Raw genomic sequence first — 17,628 nt, forward strand, 5'->3', positions numbered from 1 at the left:
GAACTTCTTGAGTTTTCTCTATCTCGTCAGTGCTCTCTTTTGGCTCAAATGAAAGATCAACACAACCTAGAAATTGGAAAAAGAAAGAAATTGGAAAGAAAAAACATCCTGAGTTAGCTCGGTCACCGCCTGTTTGGCTTCCTGGCGGCCTCGGCAATACCGCTCTAACCGCTCGCTAACGGAGATGGGATCCCCGACGGTCACGTGAACCCCCCGCCAGCCTAGGCGAGGGCGGGCTGGGTAGGATTCCCCTCGAAGGCGGGCCAGCACATCAAATAGAATGAGGGCAGTTTCTGCCAGCCGCTCAAAAGAGGGTTTGCTCAGCAAATACTCTTCCTGGACGGCTACACAGCTTTCCACCAAGCGCATGTGCTGCAGGTAGAGCGTTGCCTGGTGGGCTTTCCAGTCGAGCAACCCCCGCTGCAGGGGAGACAGGGATCCAGGATGCCGCAATTCTTCTCGGTAAATCTGGATCCAGGCGACTTCTTCAATGCGGCGGCAGCGGCTGTTCCAATCCCCCTGGGGAGATAGGCCAAAGTAGGTCTCTGCGGTTTCCAGGGCTCTGTGGAGCAGCCGCTCCAGGCGAGCGTTAAAGTGGCCAGGGGCTAGCCTCTGCTCTATCCGTGGTTCTTCTTCATCTCTCCCAGAGATGAAGGGAGGTAGGTCGTAGAAAGCTTCCAGTTGTCCCAGGAGATGCTGGGCTAGGCGGCAGATCCGCTGGGTGTAGCGAAGGTTGGGGCTCCTGGAGGATCTTGGCTCTGGCTTCGGAGGCGTCAACCCACTCAGGTGCTCAAGGCGCGCCAGCAGGCGCTCCAGCTTCGTCCAGGAGGGATCCGTGTAGTAGTACCGAATGCCAATGGGCAGCAAAATGACGGTCTCTGAGCGACCAGCTTTGGCCAGGTCCTCGGCGCACCAAAAGCACAGCTGAGCCATTCCCGGTTCCAGGGGATTGATCCGTTCGCTGTGGCCGTTGGTGGCTCCTTCTGGGGCGATTGCAAAGGGAAATTGCCCATCCAGGAGCAGTTGCCGGGCCGCCTTTAGCGCCACCCGATCCACCCTCCGACCGCGGCGTATAGGGATCCCGCCCAGGCGAGACAACAGCCACCCCAGCCATTCCCCTCCCCAGAGGGGCATGCCCCGGTCGTAGAGAAAATGGGCGTGAAGGGGTTCTCGAAGGCGGATCCCTTGTCGACGGGCGGCTTCGGGCACCAGGCGAGATAGAACGTACAGGCCCACCAGCGGGTCATCCACCTCCACATGTCGGAAAGCCAGGACTAGGCGAATTTGACCCTCCTGGAACTGGTGGTAGAGCCGCGCCAAGATCTCCGCCCCTGTGGCCTCGATTTTGGCAATGCCGGAAGGAAGCCAGCGCCGCACCCTCACCCGCAAGAGCAGGGGCAGGATCCCGTGGACGAGCCGTAGCACCCAGGCGCTATAGGCGGGCGGAATAAAGTCGAGGGGAGGACGGGCAAAATGGGGCGGTGGTGACAAGAGCAAGATTTGTTCCCAAGGTAGCTCAAGAGAAGAAGTGTAGTTAAACGCAAATCAGATTCATATCCCATCGCTCAGATTATTCATCAAGTCGCTACAGAGATCACTGGATATGCAGCCATTCTCAATCAATAATCAATATCAACAATATCAATGATTGAGATCCTTCCCCTGAGACCCCACGCCGTCGGCGCAACCGCTCTCTACTCTCCTCAAGCCCCCGACCCCTCTCTCACAAGGGGAGATGAGAGTTGGGAATCGTGGCCATGTCGTGCCCTTTACATTGCTTTCTTTGTCTTCCGTTGCAGTGAAGACGCTCTCTTCTCTCTACTTTCGTCTCTTAACTCAAGGTGGCTACAGGCTGGGCCTCTGCCAAGAGCGCCTGAGTTTGCAGGTCGGTGATGGTGACCAACAAGCGCCGCGAGCTATCAATGGCAAATTCGACGCGAAGGCGATCCTCTCCCACGCGGCCAGGGGGCTGCAAACGGGCCAGACAAACCGGTAAGGACTCCGTCTCGCTGAGGCGAATGGGCAGGGATCCAAGAGGAGCTAGGGATCGGAAATCGGTTTGCCGGGTGAGCTGCCGGCTGCTCATCCGCCCCAGCTCGTCGTAAACCACTTCCGACTGGACTACCTGGGCCACTTCTCCCACCTCTAGGCGAATCTCCGTTTGTCCGTCGTTGGCCACTTGCAGGATCAAGGGCTCAGCCCGTCGGCAGGGATAGGGGCTGCCCTGTTCGAAGAGGGGGTAGTAGATGTAGCTTTTCTGCAAGGGATCCCAGAGGCGGAGGGCATAGCTGTGGTGCAGGCGATCCTCCAGCTTCACCTGGCGGCCCACCTGCAGGGCGCCCAGGGCCACAGCATCGAAGGGGCGTTCGCAGCGCACTTTCTTTTTGCCGAAGTAGGAGCGCAGCAGCTCTTGAACTGCTGGCAGTTGGGAGCTGCCTCCTACCAAGAGCACCTGCTCAATTTGGTTCTTGCCCAATCCCCTCGCCTGGGCGGTGAGGAGAACGTCGTCTAGGCACTGGCGGATTTGATCCAAAAGCTGACGAGCTTCCAGGATCTCTTCCAGCTCCTGCCGGCTTAACTTCAACTCATGGGCAGTGAGGGCTTCGTCGTCAAACCAACTGCCCACCGCTTCCATCTGAGTGGAAAGGGCGATCTTGAGCTGTTCCGCCTGCTCCAGGAGGTTGAGCCAGCCCAGAGCTCCAATTTGCTGTCGGCTTAGCCCCAGTTGCTGCAGTAGGTAGTCGGCAATCCAAATGTCGATGTCCACCCCGCCCACATAGGCATCGGCCTTGGCGATCACCTCCGCTTTGAGGACAGGGCTACCCGCTTGGGGAGCGAGGGTGCGCACCAAGCTGAGATCCAAGGTACCGCCGCCGAAATCCACCACCAGCACTAGGGATCCCGGCTGGCCAACCGCATAGCCCAGGGCTGCTGCCGTGGCTTCATCGACAATTTGAACGGGATCCCAGCCACAGGCACTGGCCACTCCCCGCAACCAATTGAGGTAGCGCTCAAAAGAGCCGACAGGGGCGGTGAACACCAGCTGTTGCGGCTGCAGGTGTTCTTTCGGGACAGCTTCTATCACCGTCTGCAAAAAAGCTTGGGCCACCCTCTCGGCGTCGTAGCGCTCTCCATCTAGAACTCGCGGCGGAGGGACAAACTCCGCCACCAAGTCCCGCTTAAACCCCTGAAACAGCCGTTGCGGATCCACTGCCCCCCACCGACCGGCGCGCACGGTTTCCCCCACCAGGAGCTGGCCTTTTCCCTTCACGTAGACCAAGCTGGGAATAGCCGAGTGGTCTGGGCGAGAGAGGCCGGGAAGAGTGAGGAGACGGGGCACTGCTTGGGCGGGATCCCAAACTGCCACCACCGTGTTGCTGGTGCCAAAATCAATGGCTAGGGTCGCTTTGGGGGCAGGTGCCATCAGCTCAATCCTCCAGGCAGGGAACGGCTGACTTTGGCTGGGCAGAGGATGTGGTCACCGCGGCGGTAGCCGACAAAGCGAATGTAAACGGGATCCCCCTTTTGAATATCCAGCTGATCCGGTTGATGCAGTTGCGGATCAAAGGGGACGGACTCCAGGGGGTTGCCGATGGGCTCATACCCCCAGCGCTGCAGCAGAGCGTCTAAGGAGCGAAACAGAGCTGTCACGTTTTGGGCCGGCCAATCGGGCTTGCGCTGGGCAATCTGGCGGACAGTGGGGTAGCTGGTCAGCAGCGGCTGCAGCAGAGAGAAGAGGACTTCTGATGAATCGGTGGATTCCATTTTGTCATTCCCGTTGAGGCGCAGCAGGGATCCCAAGTCCCACTGCAGGGCGGCAGCCAGCTTTTGGAGCTGCTCCAGGCGCAGGGATCCCCACTTCCCTCGGCGCACCTGATCAAGGGCGCGGCGGCTGATCCCGGCCTGGGCCTGTAAAGCCCGCCAAGAAGACAGGCCAACAACCCGCATGCGTTCCTGCAGCCAACTATCCAGCGGTCTCTCGGCCATTGGGTTTTGCCAGGGATCCCTACGATCATGCCCCAACTTGGGTCTAGCTCAGGGATCGGCAAGGCGCAGGGAACGGGCTATAGCTTCCACATCTCGGTCATAGCGCTCGCGCCGGCTGGCCGGGTACACGAACTCAAAGCCAGCTTGCAGCGAAGGGCGGACAACTGTTTTGAGATAGAAAATCCGCTGGCCAAAGGGCTCCGCACCGCTGACACGAACGGGCTCGTAGCCGGAGACCACAAAGAAATCCCGGCCAACAGCTTGGTAAGTAACCTGGCGCTGGTTTTCCCGGCTGCGGCGAAGTTCTTCCTGCAGGGCGCTGGCGGGCGTTGCTTGAAAAATGTTGTACCCACCCCAAACGCGCAGCTCAGCCCCGTCTTGACCGAGAAACACTTGGCCATCGCCGTTGTCCGATTCCCCTTGCGGAATGAAGTCTGCCGGGTAGTCGATGCGGTAGCCGAAACGGGCATTGAGATAGGGCCGGAAACCGGCTTGGGCAACGGGAAGGGCAGGGGCGGGAGCAATGACGGGGATCCCCGCTCCTAGGATCAGTCCGGCAAGCAGACAAGCTAGGCGAGCAGCAGACTTCATGGTTTTGATTGCTCTAATCTGTAGCTATCCTAAGCTCTCTCACCTCCAGCCCCTCTCCTAGGGGGACAGAATTTGGTTTGTCCAAGCTCTTTCCCAAAAGACAAAGGGAATAGGAATCCAAGTTTCACTGCCGTTGAGAATGGGTCGGTTGCGCCGCTTGTATCTGGGTGCCACTTGAAATAGTAGGTATAGCATCTTTTTCGAGAGTTTGAAATAAAATACCGATTTTTGGGCCACTATTTTGTTTTGTCGACCAAGTTTAAGTTTGCCGATCAACATCAGGGTTTTGGCCGGAGCGCAGCCGTTCAATTTCTTCTCTTGCCCGCTGGATAGCGCTGCAATTGTCTACCGCTGCCCAGGTGGAGGCCAGAAACAGTCCGGGTAGGGAAACCTCTCCCTCGTCGTCGCTAAACAACACGCCAAGGAAGAAACACCAGCCCAGAAAAACCATCAAAGCTTTCCACCGCCGCGTGTAGAGGTAGGCTCCGAAGGCAAGCAGAATAGACAGAAGGATCACCATCCCCTCGGACTTTTGAGAAAGGGCATAGGTGCGCCGCACCTCTTCATCTCTGCGCTTTTGATCTTCTTGCTGGAGCAACTCTTGCAGATGCTTGTCCATAAGGCCGCCTCAAAATCGGACGGCCTTATCTTAAAAATCCTGGGAAGACCCTTGTTCAAAACAACTTTTCGGGATCCCACGGCAGAAGAAGAGAGGCGAGACTGGTCATCGCCCCTTCCTTCTGTAGAATGGGAAAGCCTCTCTCTAGTTGCAGGCTACAAGGCCCGGACGGACTCTGCCATGACCTCAGCTTCTTTTGCTTTTTCCCCTCGTGTTTTGGATCCCCTTGACCCGCAGGTGCGTCCGGATCCCCAGGGGCGGTTTGGGCCGTTTGGGGGTCGGTTTGTGCCGGAAACCCTGATGAGCGCCCTAACGGAGCTGGAGGAAGCCTTTGAGCATCACTGGCGGGATCCCGACTTTCGCGCCGAGTTTCACAACCTGTTGCGGGATTTTGTTGGGCGGCCCAGCCCCCTCTACTTTGCCCAGCGGCTAACCGAATACTACGGCGGCCCGCAGATCTACCTCAAACGGGAAGATCTCAACCACACCGGCGCCCACAAGATCAACAACGCCCTTGGCCAAGTGCTGCTGGCGGTGCGCATGGGCAAGCGGCGGATCATTGCCGAGACTGGCGCCGGCCAACATGGGGTGGCCACGGCAACCGTGTGCGCCCGCTTTGGCCTAGAATGCGTCATCTACATGGGGGCGCTGGATATGGAGCGGCAGGCCCCCAATGTGCAGCGGATGCGCCTTTTGGGCGCTGAGGTGCGGGGAGTGGAATCGGGCACGCGCACCCTCAAAGACGCCCTCTCCGAGGCCATCCGCGACTGGGTAACCAACGTGGAGACCACCCACTACATCATCGGCACGGTGGCGGGGCCCCACCCTTACCCGAAGCTGGTGCGGGCCTTTCACGATGTCATTGGCCAGGAGACGCGGCAGCAGTGCCAGGAAAAATGGGGAGGGCTGCCGGATGTGTTGCTGGCCTGTGTGGGGGGTGGATCCAACGCGCTGGGGCTGTTCAACGAGTTTGTCCGGGATCCCCAGGTGCGGCTGATCGGCATTGAAGCTGCCGGAGAAGGGCTGCACACGCCCCGCCACGCCGCTACCCTCAACCGCGGTCGCATCGGGGTCTTGCACGGGGCGATGAGCTACCTGCTGCAGGATGAAGAAGGTCAGGTGCAGGAGGCCCACTCCATCAGCGCTGGCTTGGATTATCCTGGCGTGGGGCCAGAGCACAGCTACCTAAAAGAAATCGGGCGGGCCGAGTACTACGCGGTTACTGACGACGAAGCGGTGGAAGCGCTGCTGCTGCTGTCGCGCCTGGAGGGGATCATCCCCGCGCTGGAGACGGCCCATGCGCTGGCCTACCTGAAAACTTTGGCCCCACAGCTCGGATCCCAGCAACGGGTAGTGGTCAACTGTTCTGGGCGCGGCGACAAGGATTTGAACACCGTTTTCAAGTATTTGCAGCAGAGAGGGCGTAGCTTTTAGAGTACGGTTGTTGTGACCACCAACGGGATTCTCTTGGGTGTTCACCTGCCGAGTTCACTTCACGGTTCGATTGCTGGGTCTTCAAGGACTCCGTCCCGCTAACGCGATCGGCCTGCTCCTGGCTGCGGGGCTGGGCTTGTGGACGGGATCCCTGCCGCAGCCTTCTGAGACAACTGCCCCTGTTCCTCCGCCGGAGTCCATGGGTGCCTCGCACCGCTTACGGGATCGCACTGGCGGGACGGAGTCCGATTCAGAAGGGATCCCCTCTCCCAGCCGGCGACAACCTCTCCCTGACACCCTGCCGGCGCTGGCGCGTCAGGCCATTGCCTACTACTTCGCCACCGGCCAGGTGCTGCCACCTCCAGAGGAGATCCCGCCCCACTGGCGGCGCTCTGCGGGGGTTTTTGTAACGGTGAGTACAGAGGGTCGGCCCCGTGGCTGCTGGGGCAGCTTGGATCCCAGCGGCGAGGACCTGGTCAGGGCCACCATCCGGGCGGCGGTGGGGGCAGTCACCCGCGATTGGCGCTACGTACCTCTGCAACCCGGGGAGCTGGAGTCGGCCTCCATTCAGGTAGCCATTGTGCGGCGGGTGGTGCCCATTGCGTCGGCGGGACGGAGTCCTTTTGCCGCTGTGGAGCAGGTGGATCCCACCCGCATGGGCCTATTTGTCCGCTCTGGAACCCGGGGAGCGGTGTTGCTGCCGGGAGAGGCTTTGACGACAGAATGGCAGCTTGCTACCGCTAAGAGGTTGGCCGGGATCCCTGCCGACCAGCCGGTGGAGCTGTTTCGCGTGGAGGCAGAGCTGTTGCATGAGTTTTGAGGAGGGGGCAGATCTCAACGCTTCGCACTGTTGTCGTGAGTGGCTGGCAGCCGTGCTGGGCAACACTCACGTGCGCTGGGGTTGGTTTGTGGAGGAGACCCTGGTGAAGGTGGAGCGGTTTCCTGCTCACCAGCCCTTGTCCTGGCCGCAGCAGACAGAGCTGTGGCTGGCTCCTGTGGGCTCTGCCCCCCTGCCGCCAGCATCGCCCTGGGTGCATCAGTTGGAGCTGTCGCAGGTGCCGCTGCGGGATCCCTACCCGGGGTTGGGGCTGGATCGGGCTTTGGCCCTGTGGGCTGCTGGGATCCACTACGGCTGGCCCTGTTTGGTCATCGACGCGGGTACTGCCCTGACCCTCACAGGAGCTGACTCTGAAGGATCCCTGGTGGGAGGGGCCATCTTGCCCGGCCTGGGGTTGCAGGCGCAGGCGTTGGCTGATCACACAGCCCTGCTGCCCAAAGTGCAGTGGGATCCGCAGGATCCCTTGCCCCCTCGCTGGGCCAACGACACCGTGGCTGCCATCTGCAGCGGCATCCTCCACACCCTCTTGGCTGGCTTGCGCGAGTTCATTGCCGACTGGCGTCGCCGCTTTCCCCAAGGCCCCCTGCTGCTGACCGGCGGGGATGGGAAGTGGCTCCACCCTCACTTGGGCCCGCTTGACCCAGAGCTGCGCTGGGATCCCCACCTGGTGTTGCGGGGAATTGCCGGCTGCCGCCAGCTGCACCGCACTGCCCGCCACTCCCCTAGTGCAGAATAGAAAACAGTCTCTCCCAGCCGCCTGCGAGTAACGGCTTCTTGCTTGGGGATCCCATGGCCAACGGCAACTCCTTCGGTGTCCTGTTTTGCGTGACCACCTATGGCGAGTCCCACGGGGGGGCGGTGGGGGTGGTGGTGGATGGCTGCCCGCCGCGGCTGCCCTTGAGCGAGGCCGACATTCAGGCAGAGCTGGATCGGCGGCGTCCTGGCCAGAGCCCCATCACGACGCCCCGCCAGGAAGCGGATCGCTGCCAGATCCTCTCCGGGGTTTTTCAGGGCTTTACGCTGGGCACCCCCATCCACATCCTGGTGCGCAACCAGGATGCCCGCCCCCAGGACTACCAGGAGATGGCCACCACCTTCCGCCCTTCCCATGCCGATGCCACCTACCAGGCCAAGTACGGCATCCGCAACTGGCAGGGGGGCGGACGGGCCTCAGCGCGAGAAACCATTGGCCGGGTGGCTGCCGGGGCCATTGCCAAGAAGATCCTGCGCCTAGCGGCAGGGGTGGAGATCCTGGCCTACGTGCAGCGGGTAAAAGACGTGGAAGCCCAGGTGGATCCCAGCTCGGTAACTGCAGAGCAGGTGGAGGCCAACATCGTCCGCTGCCCCGATCCCCAGGCGGCGGCGGCCATGATCCAAAAAATTGAGGAGGCGGCGCGGGAAGGGGATTCGCTGGGGGGAGTGGTGGAGTGTGTAGCCCGCCGGGTGCCGCGCGGGCTGGGATCCCCGGTGTTCGACAAGCTGGAGGCCGACTTGGCCAAGGCGGTGATGTCCCTGCCGGCCAGCAAGGGGTTTGAGATTGGCTCTGGGTTTGCCGGCACCTACCTGACGGGCAAGCAGCACAACGACGAGTTTTACATGACCCCCGGCGGCTGGCGCACCCGCAGCAACCGCTCCGGCGGCATCCAGGGGGGCATCAGCAACGGCGAAGACATCGTCCTGCGGGTAGCCTTTAAGCCCACTGCCACCATTCGCCAGCCTCAAAACACCGTCACCCTCAATGGGCAAGAGACGGTTTTGGCGGCGCGGGGACGCCACGATCCCTGTGTCTTGCCGCGGGCAGTGCCGATGGTGGAGGCGATGGTGGCCCTGGTCCTCTGCGACCATCTGCTGCGCCACCACGCCCAGTGCGGATCCCTGGTCTTGCCGGAGGTGCCCCTCCCTGTCGCCGCTGCTCCCCAGGCCTAGGAGTCCCCGGCTATGGCCAAGGCCAAAACCGTCTGGGAGTGCAGCCAGTGCGGCGAGCGCTATGCCAAGTTTTTGGGCCGCTGCGACCATTGCGGCGCCTGGAACACCCTGACGGAAGTGGTCGTCGCCCCAGCGGCCAAGTCCCCACGGGCCCAAGCCCTCGCTCCTAGGTCCAACCGCGCCAATGGGATCCCCCGGTCGGCCCTCCCCCTCTCCCAGGTCTCCTCAGATCGCCACCCTCGCCTCTCCTCCGGCTATGGCGAGTTTGACCGGGTGTTGGGAGGTGGCATTGTGCCGGGATCCCTGGTGTTGATTGGCGGGGATCCGGGCATTGGCAAGAGCACCCTGCTGCTGCAGAGCGCTGCCCACCTGGCCAAGAGCGGGCCCATCTTATACGTGTCGGGGGAAGAATCAGCCCAGCAGATCAAGCTACGCGCCGAGCGGCTGGGGGTGGAAAGCGAGCAGCTCTACCTCTTGGCCGAGACCGACCTGGAGGCCATCGTGGCGGAGATCCAGGCTCTGCAACCGCAGGTGGCGGTGATCGACAGCATTCAAGCCATCTTCTGGGGGCAACTCACCTCGGCGCCGGGATCCGTTTCCCAGGTGCGGGAATGCACCGGCCTGTTAATGCGGCTGGCCAAAAAACTGGGGGTGGCTCTGCTCATTGTGGGCCATGTCACCAAAGATGGATCCCTGGCCGGGCCGAAGGTGCTGGAGCATTTGGTGGACACGGTCTTGTACTTTGAGGGGGATCGCTTCCAAAGCCACCGCCTATTGCGCGCCGTCAAAAATCGCTTTGGGGCCGCTCAGGAAATTGGGGTTTTCGAGATGGCCGCATCCGGCTTGGTGGAGGTGGAGAACCCCTCGCAGCTTTTCTTGAGCAGCCGGGATCAGGCCATGCCCGGAACGGCCACCATCGTCGCCTGTGAGGGCACCCGTCCTCTGGTGGTGGAAGTGCAGGCCCTGGTCAGCCCCACCAGCTACAGCTCCCCCCGCCGCACCTCCACCGGCATTGAAATCAACCGCTTTTTGCAGATCTTGGCTGTGCTGGAAAAACGGGTGGGGATCCCGCTTTCCAAATACGATGCTTACATCGCCTCTGCCGGCGGCATTCAGGTAGCCGAGCCAGCTGCCGACTTGGGGGTAGCAGTGGCCGTGGCCGCCAGCTTCCGGGATCGCCAAGTGGATCCTTTTACAGTCCTGATTGGCGAGGTGGGACTGGGGGGGCAGGTGCGCCCGGTGGCCCAGTTGGAGCAGCGCTTGAAAGAAGCCAGCAAACTGGGGTTTCGCCACGCCATCATCCCCAACAGCCCTGTGTTGTCGGATCACGGCCTGCGCCTGAGTCGGGTGCAGCGGGTGTTGGAAGCCCTGCTGGTGGCTGTGCCCGGTTCCCAGAGCGCAGAGTGAACATCCCCTTGCCTTCCACCCGTCGCCGGCTGCTGGGCTCTGCTGCGCCTATCTCCAAAGGCCAAGCAAGGACTCCGTCCCGCTAACGCGATTGGACTCCGTCCCGCTAACGCGATTGGACTCCGTCCCGCTAACGCGATCGGCATCCGCTGCTTCGGTGGCATGTCCATCATGTTCCCGAAAACTTTTGTTACCCTCGAAAAAGGCTACGCCTGCTGGGCAAACAGCTCAGCAGCCTTAGCTGAGCCCTAGTCCGTAGTTAGCAACACCAGCAAGGGATCCCGGTGAGCATGGTTTCCGCACCCTCCAGCCCAGTCCAGCCCTCGATGCCAGAGACGGCATTTCCTCCGCCACCGGATAAAGGCTACACCCGCTGCGCGAACAGCGACCTGGTCATCGAGGATGATGAGCCCGCAGACAGCATTCTCTCCAAAAAGCTGCAGCGCCTGCTCACCAGCGCTCTCTACGCCTCCTTCCAGCCCAAGGCCGAAGACACGGGGGAGCTGATCCCCTTTTTGGCCACAGCCAATATTGGCCTGTTCTCTGCCCTCAAACTGCCCCCCCTGATGCCCGATGTGACGCTCAGCCTGGAGGTGGCTCCCCCCGCCAGCTTTGAGCGCAAGGAAGATCGCACCTACCTGGTCTGGGAGATGGGTAAGCCGCCGGATGTGGTCATTGAGATTGTCTCCAAGCGCAAAGGGGAAGAGCTGGGCCGCAAACGCAAAGACTATGCCCGCGCCGGCGTCAGCTACTACGCGGTCTACGATCGCACAGCGGGCGTAGCCTCTCCCTTGCGGCAACTAAGGGAACTGCAGGGATCCCCTCTGGCCCTTTTTCAGCGGCGGGGGGGTGAGTTTGTCCCCTTCGCGTCCACCTGGCTGGAGGACAAAGGACTCCGTCCCGCTAACGCGAAAAGACTCCGTCCCGCTAACGCGAAAAGACTCCGTCCCGCTAACGCGATCGGGCTGGGCTTAACCCTCTGGCAGCGATCCTTTGAGGTCGTGAATACCGAATGGCTACGCTGGCCGAATGGCTACGCTGGTGTGATCGGGAGGGGCAGGTTTTGCCCACCGGCGAAGAAAAGGCTGCTCTGGAACAACAGCGCGCTGAGGCAGAACGCCAACGGGCCGAAGCCCTTTTGGAGCTGCTGGGTTCCCACGGCAAAGGACTCCGTCCCGCTAACGCGATCGCACCGCCGGCAGCCTGAAAAATCCCGTCCCTAACGGGGCTTCCATTGTCCATTGCCTATCCACCGCCATGTCTACCCTCCCCAGCAGCAGCGAAGCCGCCCAACGGGCCGCCCGCCTGGAAAAAGCCCAACACCTGCGGGAACAAGGGATCCCGCCCTATGCATATTCTTTTCCTGTTACCCATCTGGCTGCCGAGCTGCAGGAGCAATTTGCCGACCTAGAGCCCGGCGGCGAGCGGGAGGATGTGCAGGTGGCGGTGGCCGGGCGGATCCGGGCGCGGCGGGTCATGGGCAAGCTGGCTTTCTTTACCCTTCAGGATCGCTCCGGCACCATCCAGCTTTACCTGGAGAAGCAACGGCTGACGGAGCATATGGGGGAGTTGGCCTTCAAGAACTTGGACAAGCTCATCGACGTGGGCGATTGGCTGGGGGCCAAGGGCTGCCTCAAGCGCACCGAAAAAGGGGAATTGTCGGTGCGGGTGGACGAGTACCAGGTGCTAACCAAGGCGCTGTTGCCGCTGCCGGACAAGTGGCACGGCCTGCGGGATGTGGAGAAACGCTACCGCCAGCGCTACGTCGATCTCATCGTCAACCCTGAGGTCAAGCAGACCTTGCTCGACCGCGCCCAGATCATCCGCTCCCTGCGGCAGACTCTGGAAGAGCGAGGTTTTGTGGAAATTGAGACGCCAGTGTTGCAGGTGATCCCCGGCGGGGCGGAGGCGCGGCCTTTTGTTACCCACCACAACGCCCTGGATCTGGATCTCTACTTGCGCATTGCCACCGAGCTGCACCTGAAGCGGCTGGTGGTGGGCGGGATCGAGCGAGTCTATGAAATTGGGCGGGTCTTTCGCAACGAAGGCATCTCCACCCGCCACAACCCGGAGTTCACCTCTCTAGAGGCCTATCAAGCCTTCGCCGACTACCACACCATGATGGAGCTGACGGAAACCCTGGTCTGCAACGCCGCCCTGGCGGTGCGGGGATCCCTGCAGTTGACTTATCAGGGGGAAACCATTGACCTCACGCCCCCCTGGCGGCGGGTGACCCTGCAGGAGTTGGTGGAGGAGACAACCGGGATCTCCATCGATGTGGAAACGGGATCCACCGCCGAGCTGTTGCCCGCCTTGGCAGAACGGGGGATCCCCGATCTCTCCCCCCAGGACTCCCCCGGCCAGTTGCTGGTCAAAGCCTTTGAGCACTGCTGCGAGAGCCGCCTGCGCCAGCCCACCTTTGTTCTGGACTACCCCCTGGATGTGTGTCCCCTCACCAAGCCCCACCGCAGCAAACCGGGGTTGGCCGAGCGCTTCGAGCTGTTCATCGTTGGGCGGGAGACGGCCAACGCCTACTCCGAGCTCACCGATCCGGTGGATCAGCGGCAGCGGCTGGAGGCCCAGGCAGCCCTGAAGGCAGCCGGAGATGAGGAGGCCCACTTTCTGGATGAAGACTTCCTCACGGCCTTGGAATATGGCCTGCCCCCCACCGGCGGCCTGGGCGTGGGGATCGACCGCTTGACAATGCTGCTGTGTGATGTCCCCAGCATTCGCGATGTCATTGCCTTTCCGCTGCTGCGGCCCGAGACGGGAGAAGTGGCGGAGGAGGCTTGAGCCGATCCCTCTAACTGTCCATTCAAATCCCATCGATTTCTAAGAGAGGTTGGAGGTGGCCGCGGCGACGGCGCGGAGCCTTTGGGAAGTGTCTCAACCTATTTTGAAATAACTAGCGATAACGTCTTCCAAAAGCCGACCTTCGTACCCTTGCATCTGGAGGGCAGCCTGGAAATCCTGGCAGGCTCTCTGCCAATCCCCAAGGGCAGTCCGGGCCAGGGCGCGGTTGAGGTGGGCCTTGAGGTGGCAGGGATCCCCCTCCTTCGCGTCAGCAGTGCAGAGTGTTATGGCTTGGTCGTAGTCGCGGATGGCCGCCGAAAAATCCCCCTGTTGGGCGTAGGCCCAGCCGCGGTTGTTCAAAACCCAGACCCGCTCCTGGGGATCCAGCTCCAGTTGCAGCAGTCGGGTGTAGTCTTCTATCGCTTTGTCCGTCTGTCCCGCGCGATCCCACAAGAGAGCTCGGCAGAGCAAAGCAGGGCGCTCCTGAGGGTTCAAGGCTAGGGCCCGCGTGTAGTCGGCAATGGCCAGCTCAGGGCGATTGGCCTGCCGGTGCAGATCCCCCCGTTGACGGTAGGCCAGGGCAGCATCGGCCACCCCCCAGTTCTGGTCGAGGCTCAGAGCTTGGTTGAGATCCGCCAGTGCCATCTCTTGATCCCCCGAAGCCAGATGCACCGTTGCCCGCAAGGCAAAAGCCTGAGAAGCCTGCGGTTGCTGCTGGATCAGCGCCGTGAAATCGGCCAACGCCCCAGCCAGATCCCCCCTCTCTTGGCGACACAAGCCCCGATACAACAGGGCTTCGGTGACCAGCACTTCTGGATCCCCTGGGCTGGCCAGCTCCAAGACCCGATCCCAATCGGCTATTGCCCCCTCCAGGTTGTGGCGCAGGCGGCGGACTTGGGCCCGCTTCAGGTGGGCCTCCAGATAGAGCTGCCGGGACTGTTCCCCGTCTTGGGCCTCTTCCTGGATGACTTGGTCGAAGTCGGATTCAGCCTGCGCGTAGTACCCCAGCTCTAAGGACTCCGTCCCGCTGACGCGATCCTGCTCCGCACGGTTGGTAGGGCCATCGGTGCCGCGCACCGCCAACGCCAACAACAGAGAGCCGCGGGCCAAGCGGGCCATCCTGTGTTGGGGATCCTGCTGCAGCAAGCGGTTGAGATCTTGCAAGGCCGCTAAGGACTCCCTCCCGCTTTCGCCAACGGTCTGGCCCAACTGTTGCAGGGCCTGTGCGCGGTGCCACAGCGCTTCCCTGTGGTCAGGATCCTGCTGCAAAACCCGGCTGAGATCCTGAATGGCGGAATCCCAGTTGCCCACCTGTCCATGGGCCATGCCCCGTCCCAGCCAAGCCGTCCAGTCCTGAGGATCCTGCCGCAACACCTCGTCGTAGTCGGCAATGGCCTCTGGCCACCGGCCCAGCTGTCGGCACAACTCAGCTCGCTCTTGGCGCAGATCCCGCCGTTCCGGCTGCAAGCGCACCGCCTCGTTCAACTGCTCCAAGGCCGCCTGCAGATCTCCCGTCTGGATTTGGGCCCGCGCCAGATCTCGGCGGATATCCGCCTCGGCCACTGCCACCCCCAGCGCCAAAGCCTGGTGGTAATCCTGGATGGCCCCCAGCCCATCTCCCAGAGCAGCCCGCACTTGGCCGCGATGGAAATAAGCCAAGCCCGACTGAGGATCCCCTTGCAGAGCTTGGTCGAAATCGGCCAACGCCCCCTGCCAATCCCCCAGCCGTTGCCGTGCCATGCCACGGCATAGATGGGCATTCAACAGCAGCTCCGGCCCGCGTGGGATCCCAGGCCTCGCCGCCCACTGCAACACCTGCGAGAAGTCCTCACAGGCTGCCGGCCAATCTTCCCGCTCAACATGGAGTTGGCCGCGGTTGAGGTAAAGCTGAGGGTTCTGCGGATCCCGCTCCAGGGCAGCTGTATAATCCCGCAGAGCCGCTAGGGGATCCCCCAACAGCCAATGGATTCGCCCGCGGCTGCTGTAGGCACTGGCATCTTGGGGATCCAGAGCGATGGCCTGGCTCAAGTCCGACAAAGCCGCTTCGATGTTGCCCAAGTCCAGGTGGGCAATGCCTCGGTTGAGGTAGGCTTTGGCCATTTGGGGATCCAGCTCCAGGGCGCGGTTGAAGTCTGCCAGAGCGCCGCCGGGATCCCCCAGCCCCTGGCGAGCCAAGCCCCGGCAGAGATAGGCCCGCGACAGCTTAGGATCCAGGCGGAGAGCCTGTTCACAATCGGCCAGCGCCGACTCCAGGGCGTTGCTGCTCAGGTAGGCCATGGCCCGCTGCAAGTAGAGATCCGCCTGGGCTGCCGCCTCTGCCTCAGGTAGCTCAGTGGCCTCAGCAGACCGTAGGGATAGGGCCTGAGAAAAATCTTCAACGGCCCCTTGGGGATCCCCCAACGCTTGTCGGGCCAGGCCCCGGTGGTAATAGGCTTTGCCGTGGCGAGGATCCAACTGCAGCGCTTGGGTGTAGTCCTCGACGGCCCCTTGCAAATCTGACAACTGGACCCGCGCCACTCCCCGGTTGAAGTAGGCTTCCCCGTCCTGAGGGTCCCGCTTGATCACCTCGGAAAAATCGGCTGCTGCCCCCTGCGCATCTCCCAGATGGCCGCGCACCACGCCGCGGTTGAAATAGGCCCGCACATCTTCCGGGTTGAGCTCAATGGCCCGCGAATAGTCTTCGATGGCCTGCTGCTGCTGATTGAGTTGCCGGTAAGCATTGCCACGGTTGTAGTAGGCCACCGCCCATTGTGGGTTGAGGCCGAGAGCCTGGGTGTAGTCGGCAACAGCTCCCTCGTAGTCCTCCAGCCGGTAGCGGGCAATGCCGCGGTTGAAATAGGCGCGGGCGTCCCCTGCCAGTTGAATGACTTGGGTGTAATCTGCGATGGCCCCTGCCAAGTCCCCACTTTTGTAGCGGGCGCTGCCCCGCTGGCTGTAGGCGCGGCTATTTTGGGGATCCAATTGGATGGCCAACGTACAGTCGGCAATCGCCCCCTGGAAATCCCCTTGGCGGGCTTTCTCCTGTCCGCGGGCCAACAGGCGCGTCACCAAAACCTGATCCACCGAAACATCGCCGAGCGTCGCCTCTTGGGGAAAAGGCAACAGGGGCCGCAGCGCCTCCAACACTTCAGCAGCGGACTGGAAGCGCTCTTGCCAGTGGGGGCAGATCAGGCGATCCAAAATCTCGGCCAGCTCCTCGCTGACCTGAACCAAATCCCGCCAGAGCAGTTGGCCGGTGCGGGGATCATCCCGGATCTTATGGGGAGGACGACCGGTGAGGGCTTGGATGGCCAGCACCCCTACGGAGTACAGGTCGCTGCAGGGCTGGGGCTTGCCGTTGAGCTGTTCGGGCGCCATGTAGCCAACCGAGCCAATCACCGTCGCCAACTGAGTTTGGCCGGGGGCATGGCTGACCAACCGCCCCACTTCCTTGACTGCCCCAAAGTCGATCAACACCAACTTGCCATCGGCATCGCGGCGCATCAGGTTGGCCGGCTTGATATCCCGATGGACGATCTGGTGGGCGTGTACATGGCGCAGGATCTCCAAAATATCCCACAACAGTTTCAAAACCTCGGCCTCGCTCAGCAGCTTGCCCGGGATCAGCTCCTGGCTGAGATCATGCCCGGCAACAAACTCTTGCACCAAGTAAAAATCCTGATCCTGCTCGAAGTGGGCCAAAAGGCGGGGCACTTGGTCGAAGTGGTTGAGCCGGTTGAGAACCTTGGCTTCCCGTTCAAAGAGCTTGCGAGCCGTGGCCAACGTATAGGGATCCGTGGAGAGGGGGCGAAGGCGCTTGACGACGCAAGGGCTATCGAAGGTGTCTTGATCCACCGCCTTGTAGGTTACGCCAAACCCTCCTTCCCCGAGGGGATGGAGAATGCGATAGCGTCCCCTGAGCACACTTCCCGCTCTGATCTTGTCTTCCATAGCCAAGCCAGTCGCCTGAGCGGCGCAGCCTTTTGCCACTGCAAGCTGGCTCGATTCTGCCACAGGCGGACGCCCTTGGGCGGAGCAACCCACAGCTCCTATC

At 61.8% G+C, this 17,628-nt stretch carries 13 protein-coding genes; 7 read left to right on the forward strand and 6 right to left on the reverse strand.

Annotated elements, in window-relative coordinates:
- Positions 1 to 66: 66 nt before the first annotated feature.
- The 5 genes from NW839_RS09160 to NW839_RS09180 all read right to left on the reverse strand — a co-directional run bounded on the left by NW839_RS09160 (position 67) and on the right by NW839_RS09180 (position 5,197).
- The gene (locus tag NW839_RS09160; protein WP_414329878.1) at positions 67 to 1,491 is read right to left on the reverse strand and encodes a 1-acyl-sn-glycerol-3-phosphate acyltransferase; all 1,425 of its coding nucleotides are present in this window, start codon (positions 1,489 to 1,491) and stop codon (positions 67 to 69) included.
- A gap of 340 nt (positions 1,492 to 1,831) precedes the next feature.
- Positions 1,832 to 3,424: an Hsp70 family protein gene (locus tag NW839_RS09165; RefSeq protein WP_414351909.1), complete on the reverse strand. Its 1,593-nt coding sequence runs from the start codon at positions 3,422 to 3,424 to the stop codon at positions 1,832 to 1,834.
- Entirely contained in the window at positions 3,424 to 3,987 is a 564-nt protein-coding gene (locus tag NW839_RS09170; protein WP_414351907.1) for a hypothetical protein, read from the reverse strand. Before NW839_RS09170 ends, NW839_RS09165 begins: the two co-directional genes overlap by 1 nt.
- A gap of 48 nt (positions 3,988 to 4,035) precedes the next feature.
- Positions 4,036 to 4,578, reverse strand: a complete 543-nt coding sequence (locus NW839_RS09175) for a hypothetical protein (RefSeq protein ID WP_414351906.1) — start codon at positions 4,576 to 4,578, stop codon at positions 4,036 to 4,038.
- A 259-nt stretch (positions 4,579 to 4,837) separates the two neighbouring features.
- Positions 4,838 to 5,197, reverse strand: coding sequence for a hypothetical protein (locus NW839_RS09180; RefSeq protein WP_011433121.1), 360 nt, complete (start codon positions 5,195 to 5,197; stop codon positions 4,838 to 4,840).
- 180 nt (positions 5,198 to 5,377) lie between these two features.
- Here NW839_RS09180 and trpB point away from each other — a divergent pair, with 180 nt between their 5' ends.
- From trpB to lysS, 7 genes are all read left to right on the forward strand, one after another.
- Entirely contained in the window at positions 5,378 to 6,631 is a 1,254-nt protein-coding gene (gene trpB / locus NW839_RS09185; RefSeq protein ID WP_414351912.1) for a tryptophan synthase subunit beta, read from the forward strand.
- Positions 6,632 to 6,668: 37 nt separating this feature from the next.
- Positions 6,669 to 7,451, forward strand: a complete 783-nt coding sequence (locus tag NW839_RS09190) for an AMMECR1 domain-containing protein (protein WP_414351904.1) — start codon at positions 6,669 to 6,671, stop codon at positions 7,449 to 7,451.
- Positions 7,441 to 8,205, forward strand: a complete 765-nt coding sequence (locus NW839_RS09195) for a pantothenate kinase (protein WP_414351903.1) — start codon at positions 7,441 to 7,443, stop codon at positions 8,203 to 8,205. The genes NW839_RS09190 and NW839_RS09195 overlap by 11 nt, the downstream gene beginning before the upstream one ends.
- A 53-nt stretch (positions 8,206 to 8,258) precedes the next feature.
- Positions 8,259 to 9,395: a chorismate synthase gene (gene aroC / locus NW839_RS09200; RefSeq protein WP_414351901.1), complete on the forward strand. Its 1,137-nt coding sequence runs from the start codon at positions 8,259 to 8,261 to the stop codon at positions 9,393 to 9,395.
- A 12-nt stretch (positions 9,396 to 9,407) separates the two neighbouring features.
- A complete protein-coding gene (gene radA / locus NW839_RS09205) occupies positions 9,408 to 10,802 on the forward strand; it encodes a DNA repair protein RadA (protein ID WP_414351899.1) in 1,395 nt (464 codons plus the stop codon).
- A 290-nt stretch (positions 10,803 to 11,092) separates the two neighbouring features.
- On the forward strand, positions 11,093 to 12,025 hold the full coding sequence (locus NW839_RS09210) for a Uma2 family endonuclease (RefSeq protein ID WP_414351898.1): 933 nt from the start codon (positions 11,093 to 11,095) through the stop codon (positions 12,023 to 12,025).
- A gap of 34 nt (positions 12,026 to 12,059) precedes the next feature.
- Positions 12,060 to 13,595, forward strand: coding sequence for a lysine--tRNA ligase (lysS, locus tag NW839_RS09215; protein ID WP_414351896.1), 1,536 nt, complete (start codon positions 12,060 to 12,062; stop codon positions 13,593 to 13,595).
- A 93-nt stretch (positions 13,596 to 13,688) separates the two neighbouring features.
- On the opposite strand, the gene NW839_RS09220 is transcribed toward lysS, so the two are convergent.
- On the reverse strand, positions 13,689 to 17,588 hold the full coding sequence (locus NW839_RS09220; protein ID WP_414351895.1) for a tetratricopeptide repeat protein: 3,900 nt from the start codon (positions 17,586 to 17,588) through the stop codon (positions 13,689 to 13,691).
- Positions 17,589 to 17,628: the final 40 nt, after the last annotated feature.

This window comes from Synechococcus sp. R5-15 (assembly GCF_047462035.1).
GTDB lineage: Bacteria > Cyanobacteriota > Cyanobacteriia > Thermostichales > Thermostichaceae > Thermostichus.

Coding starts and splice junctions, on each gene's coding strand:
- NW839_RS09170 (WP_414351907.1), bottom strand. CDS start 3,987: ATGGCCGAGAGACCGCTGGATAGTTGGCTGCAGGAACGCATGCGGGTT.
- NW839_RS09210 (WP_414351898.1), top strand. CDS start 11,093: ATGGTTTCCGCACCCTCCAGCCCAGTCCAGCCCTCGATGCCAGAGACG.
- radA (WP_414351899.1), top strand. CDS start 9,408: ATGGCCAAGGCCAAAACCGTCTGGGAGTGCAGCCAGTGCGGCGAGCGC.
- lysS (WP_414351896.1), top strand. CDS start 12,060: ATGTCTACCCTCCCCAGCAGCAGCGAAGCCGCCCAACGGGCCGCCCGC.
- NW839_RS09195 (WP_414351903.1), top strand. CDS start 7,441: ATGAGTTTTGAGGAGGGGGCAGATCTCAACGCTTCGCACTGTTGTCGT.
- NW839_RS09165 (WP_414351909.1), bottom strand. CDS start 3,424: ATGGCACCTGCCCCCAAAGCGACCCTAGCCATTGATTTTGGCACCAGC.
- NW839_RS09175 (WP_414351906.1), bottom strand. CDS start 4,578: ATGAAGTCTGCTGCTCGCCTAGCTTGTCTGCTTGCCGGACTGATCCTA.
- trpB (WP_414351912.1), top strand. CDS start 5,378: ATGACCTCAGCTTCTTTTGCTTTTTCCCCTCGTGTTTTGGATCCCCTT.
- aroC (WP_414351901.1), top strand. CDS start 8,259: ATGGCCAACGGCAACTCCTTCGGTGTCCTGTTTTGCGTGACCACCTAT.
- NW839_RS09180 (WP_011433121.1), bottom strand. CDS start 5,197: ATGGACAAGCATCTGCAAGAGTTGCTCCAGCAAGAAGATCAAAAGCGC.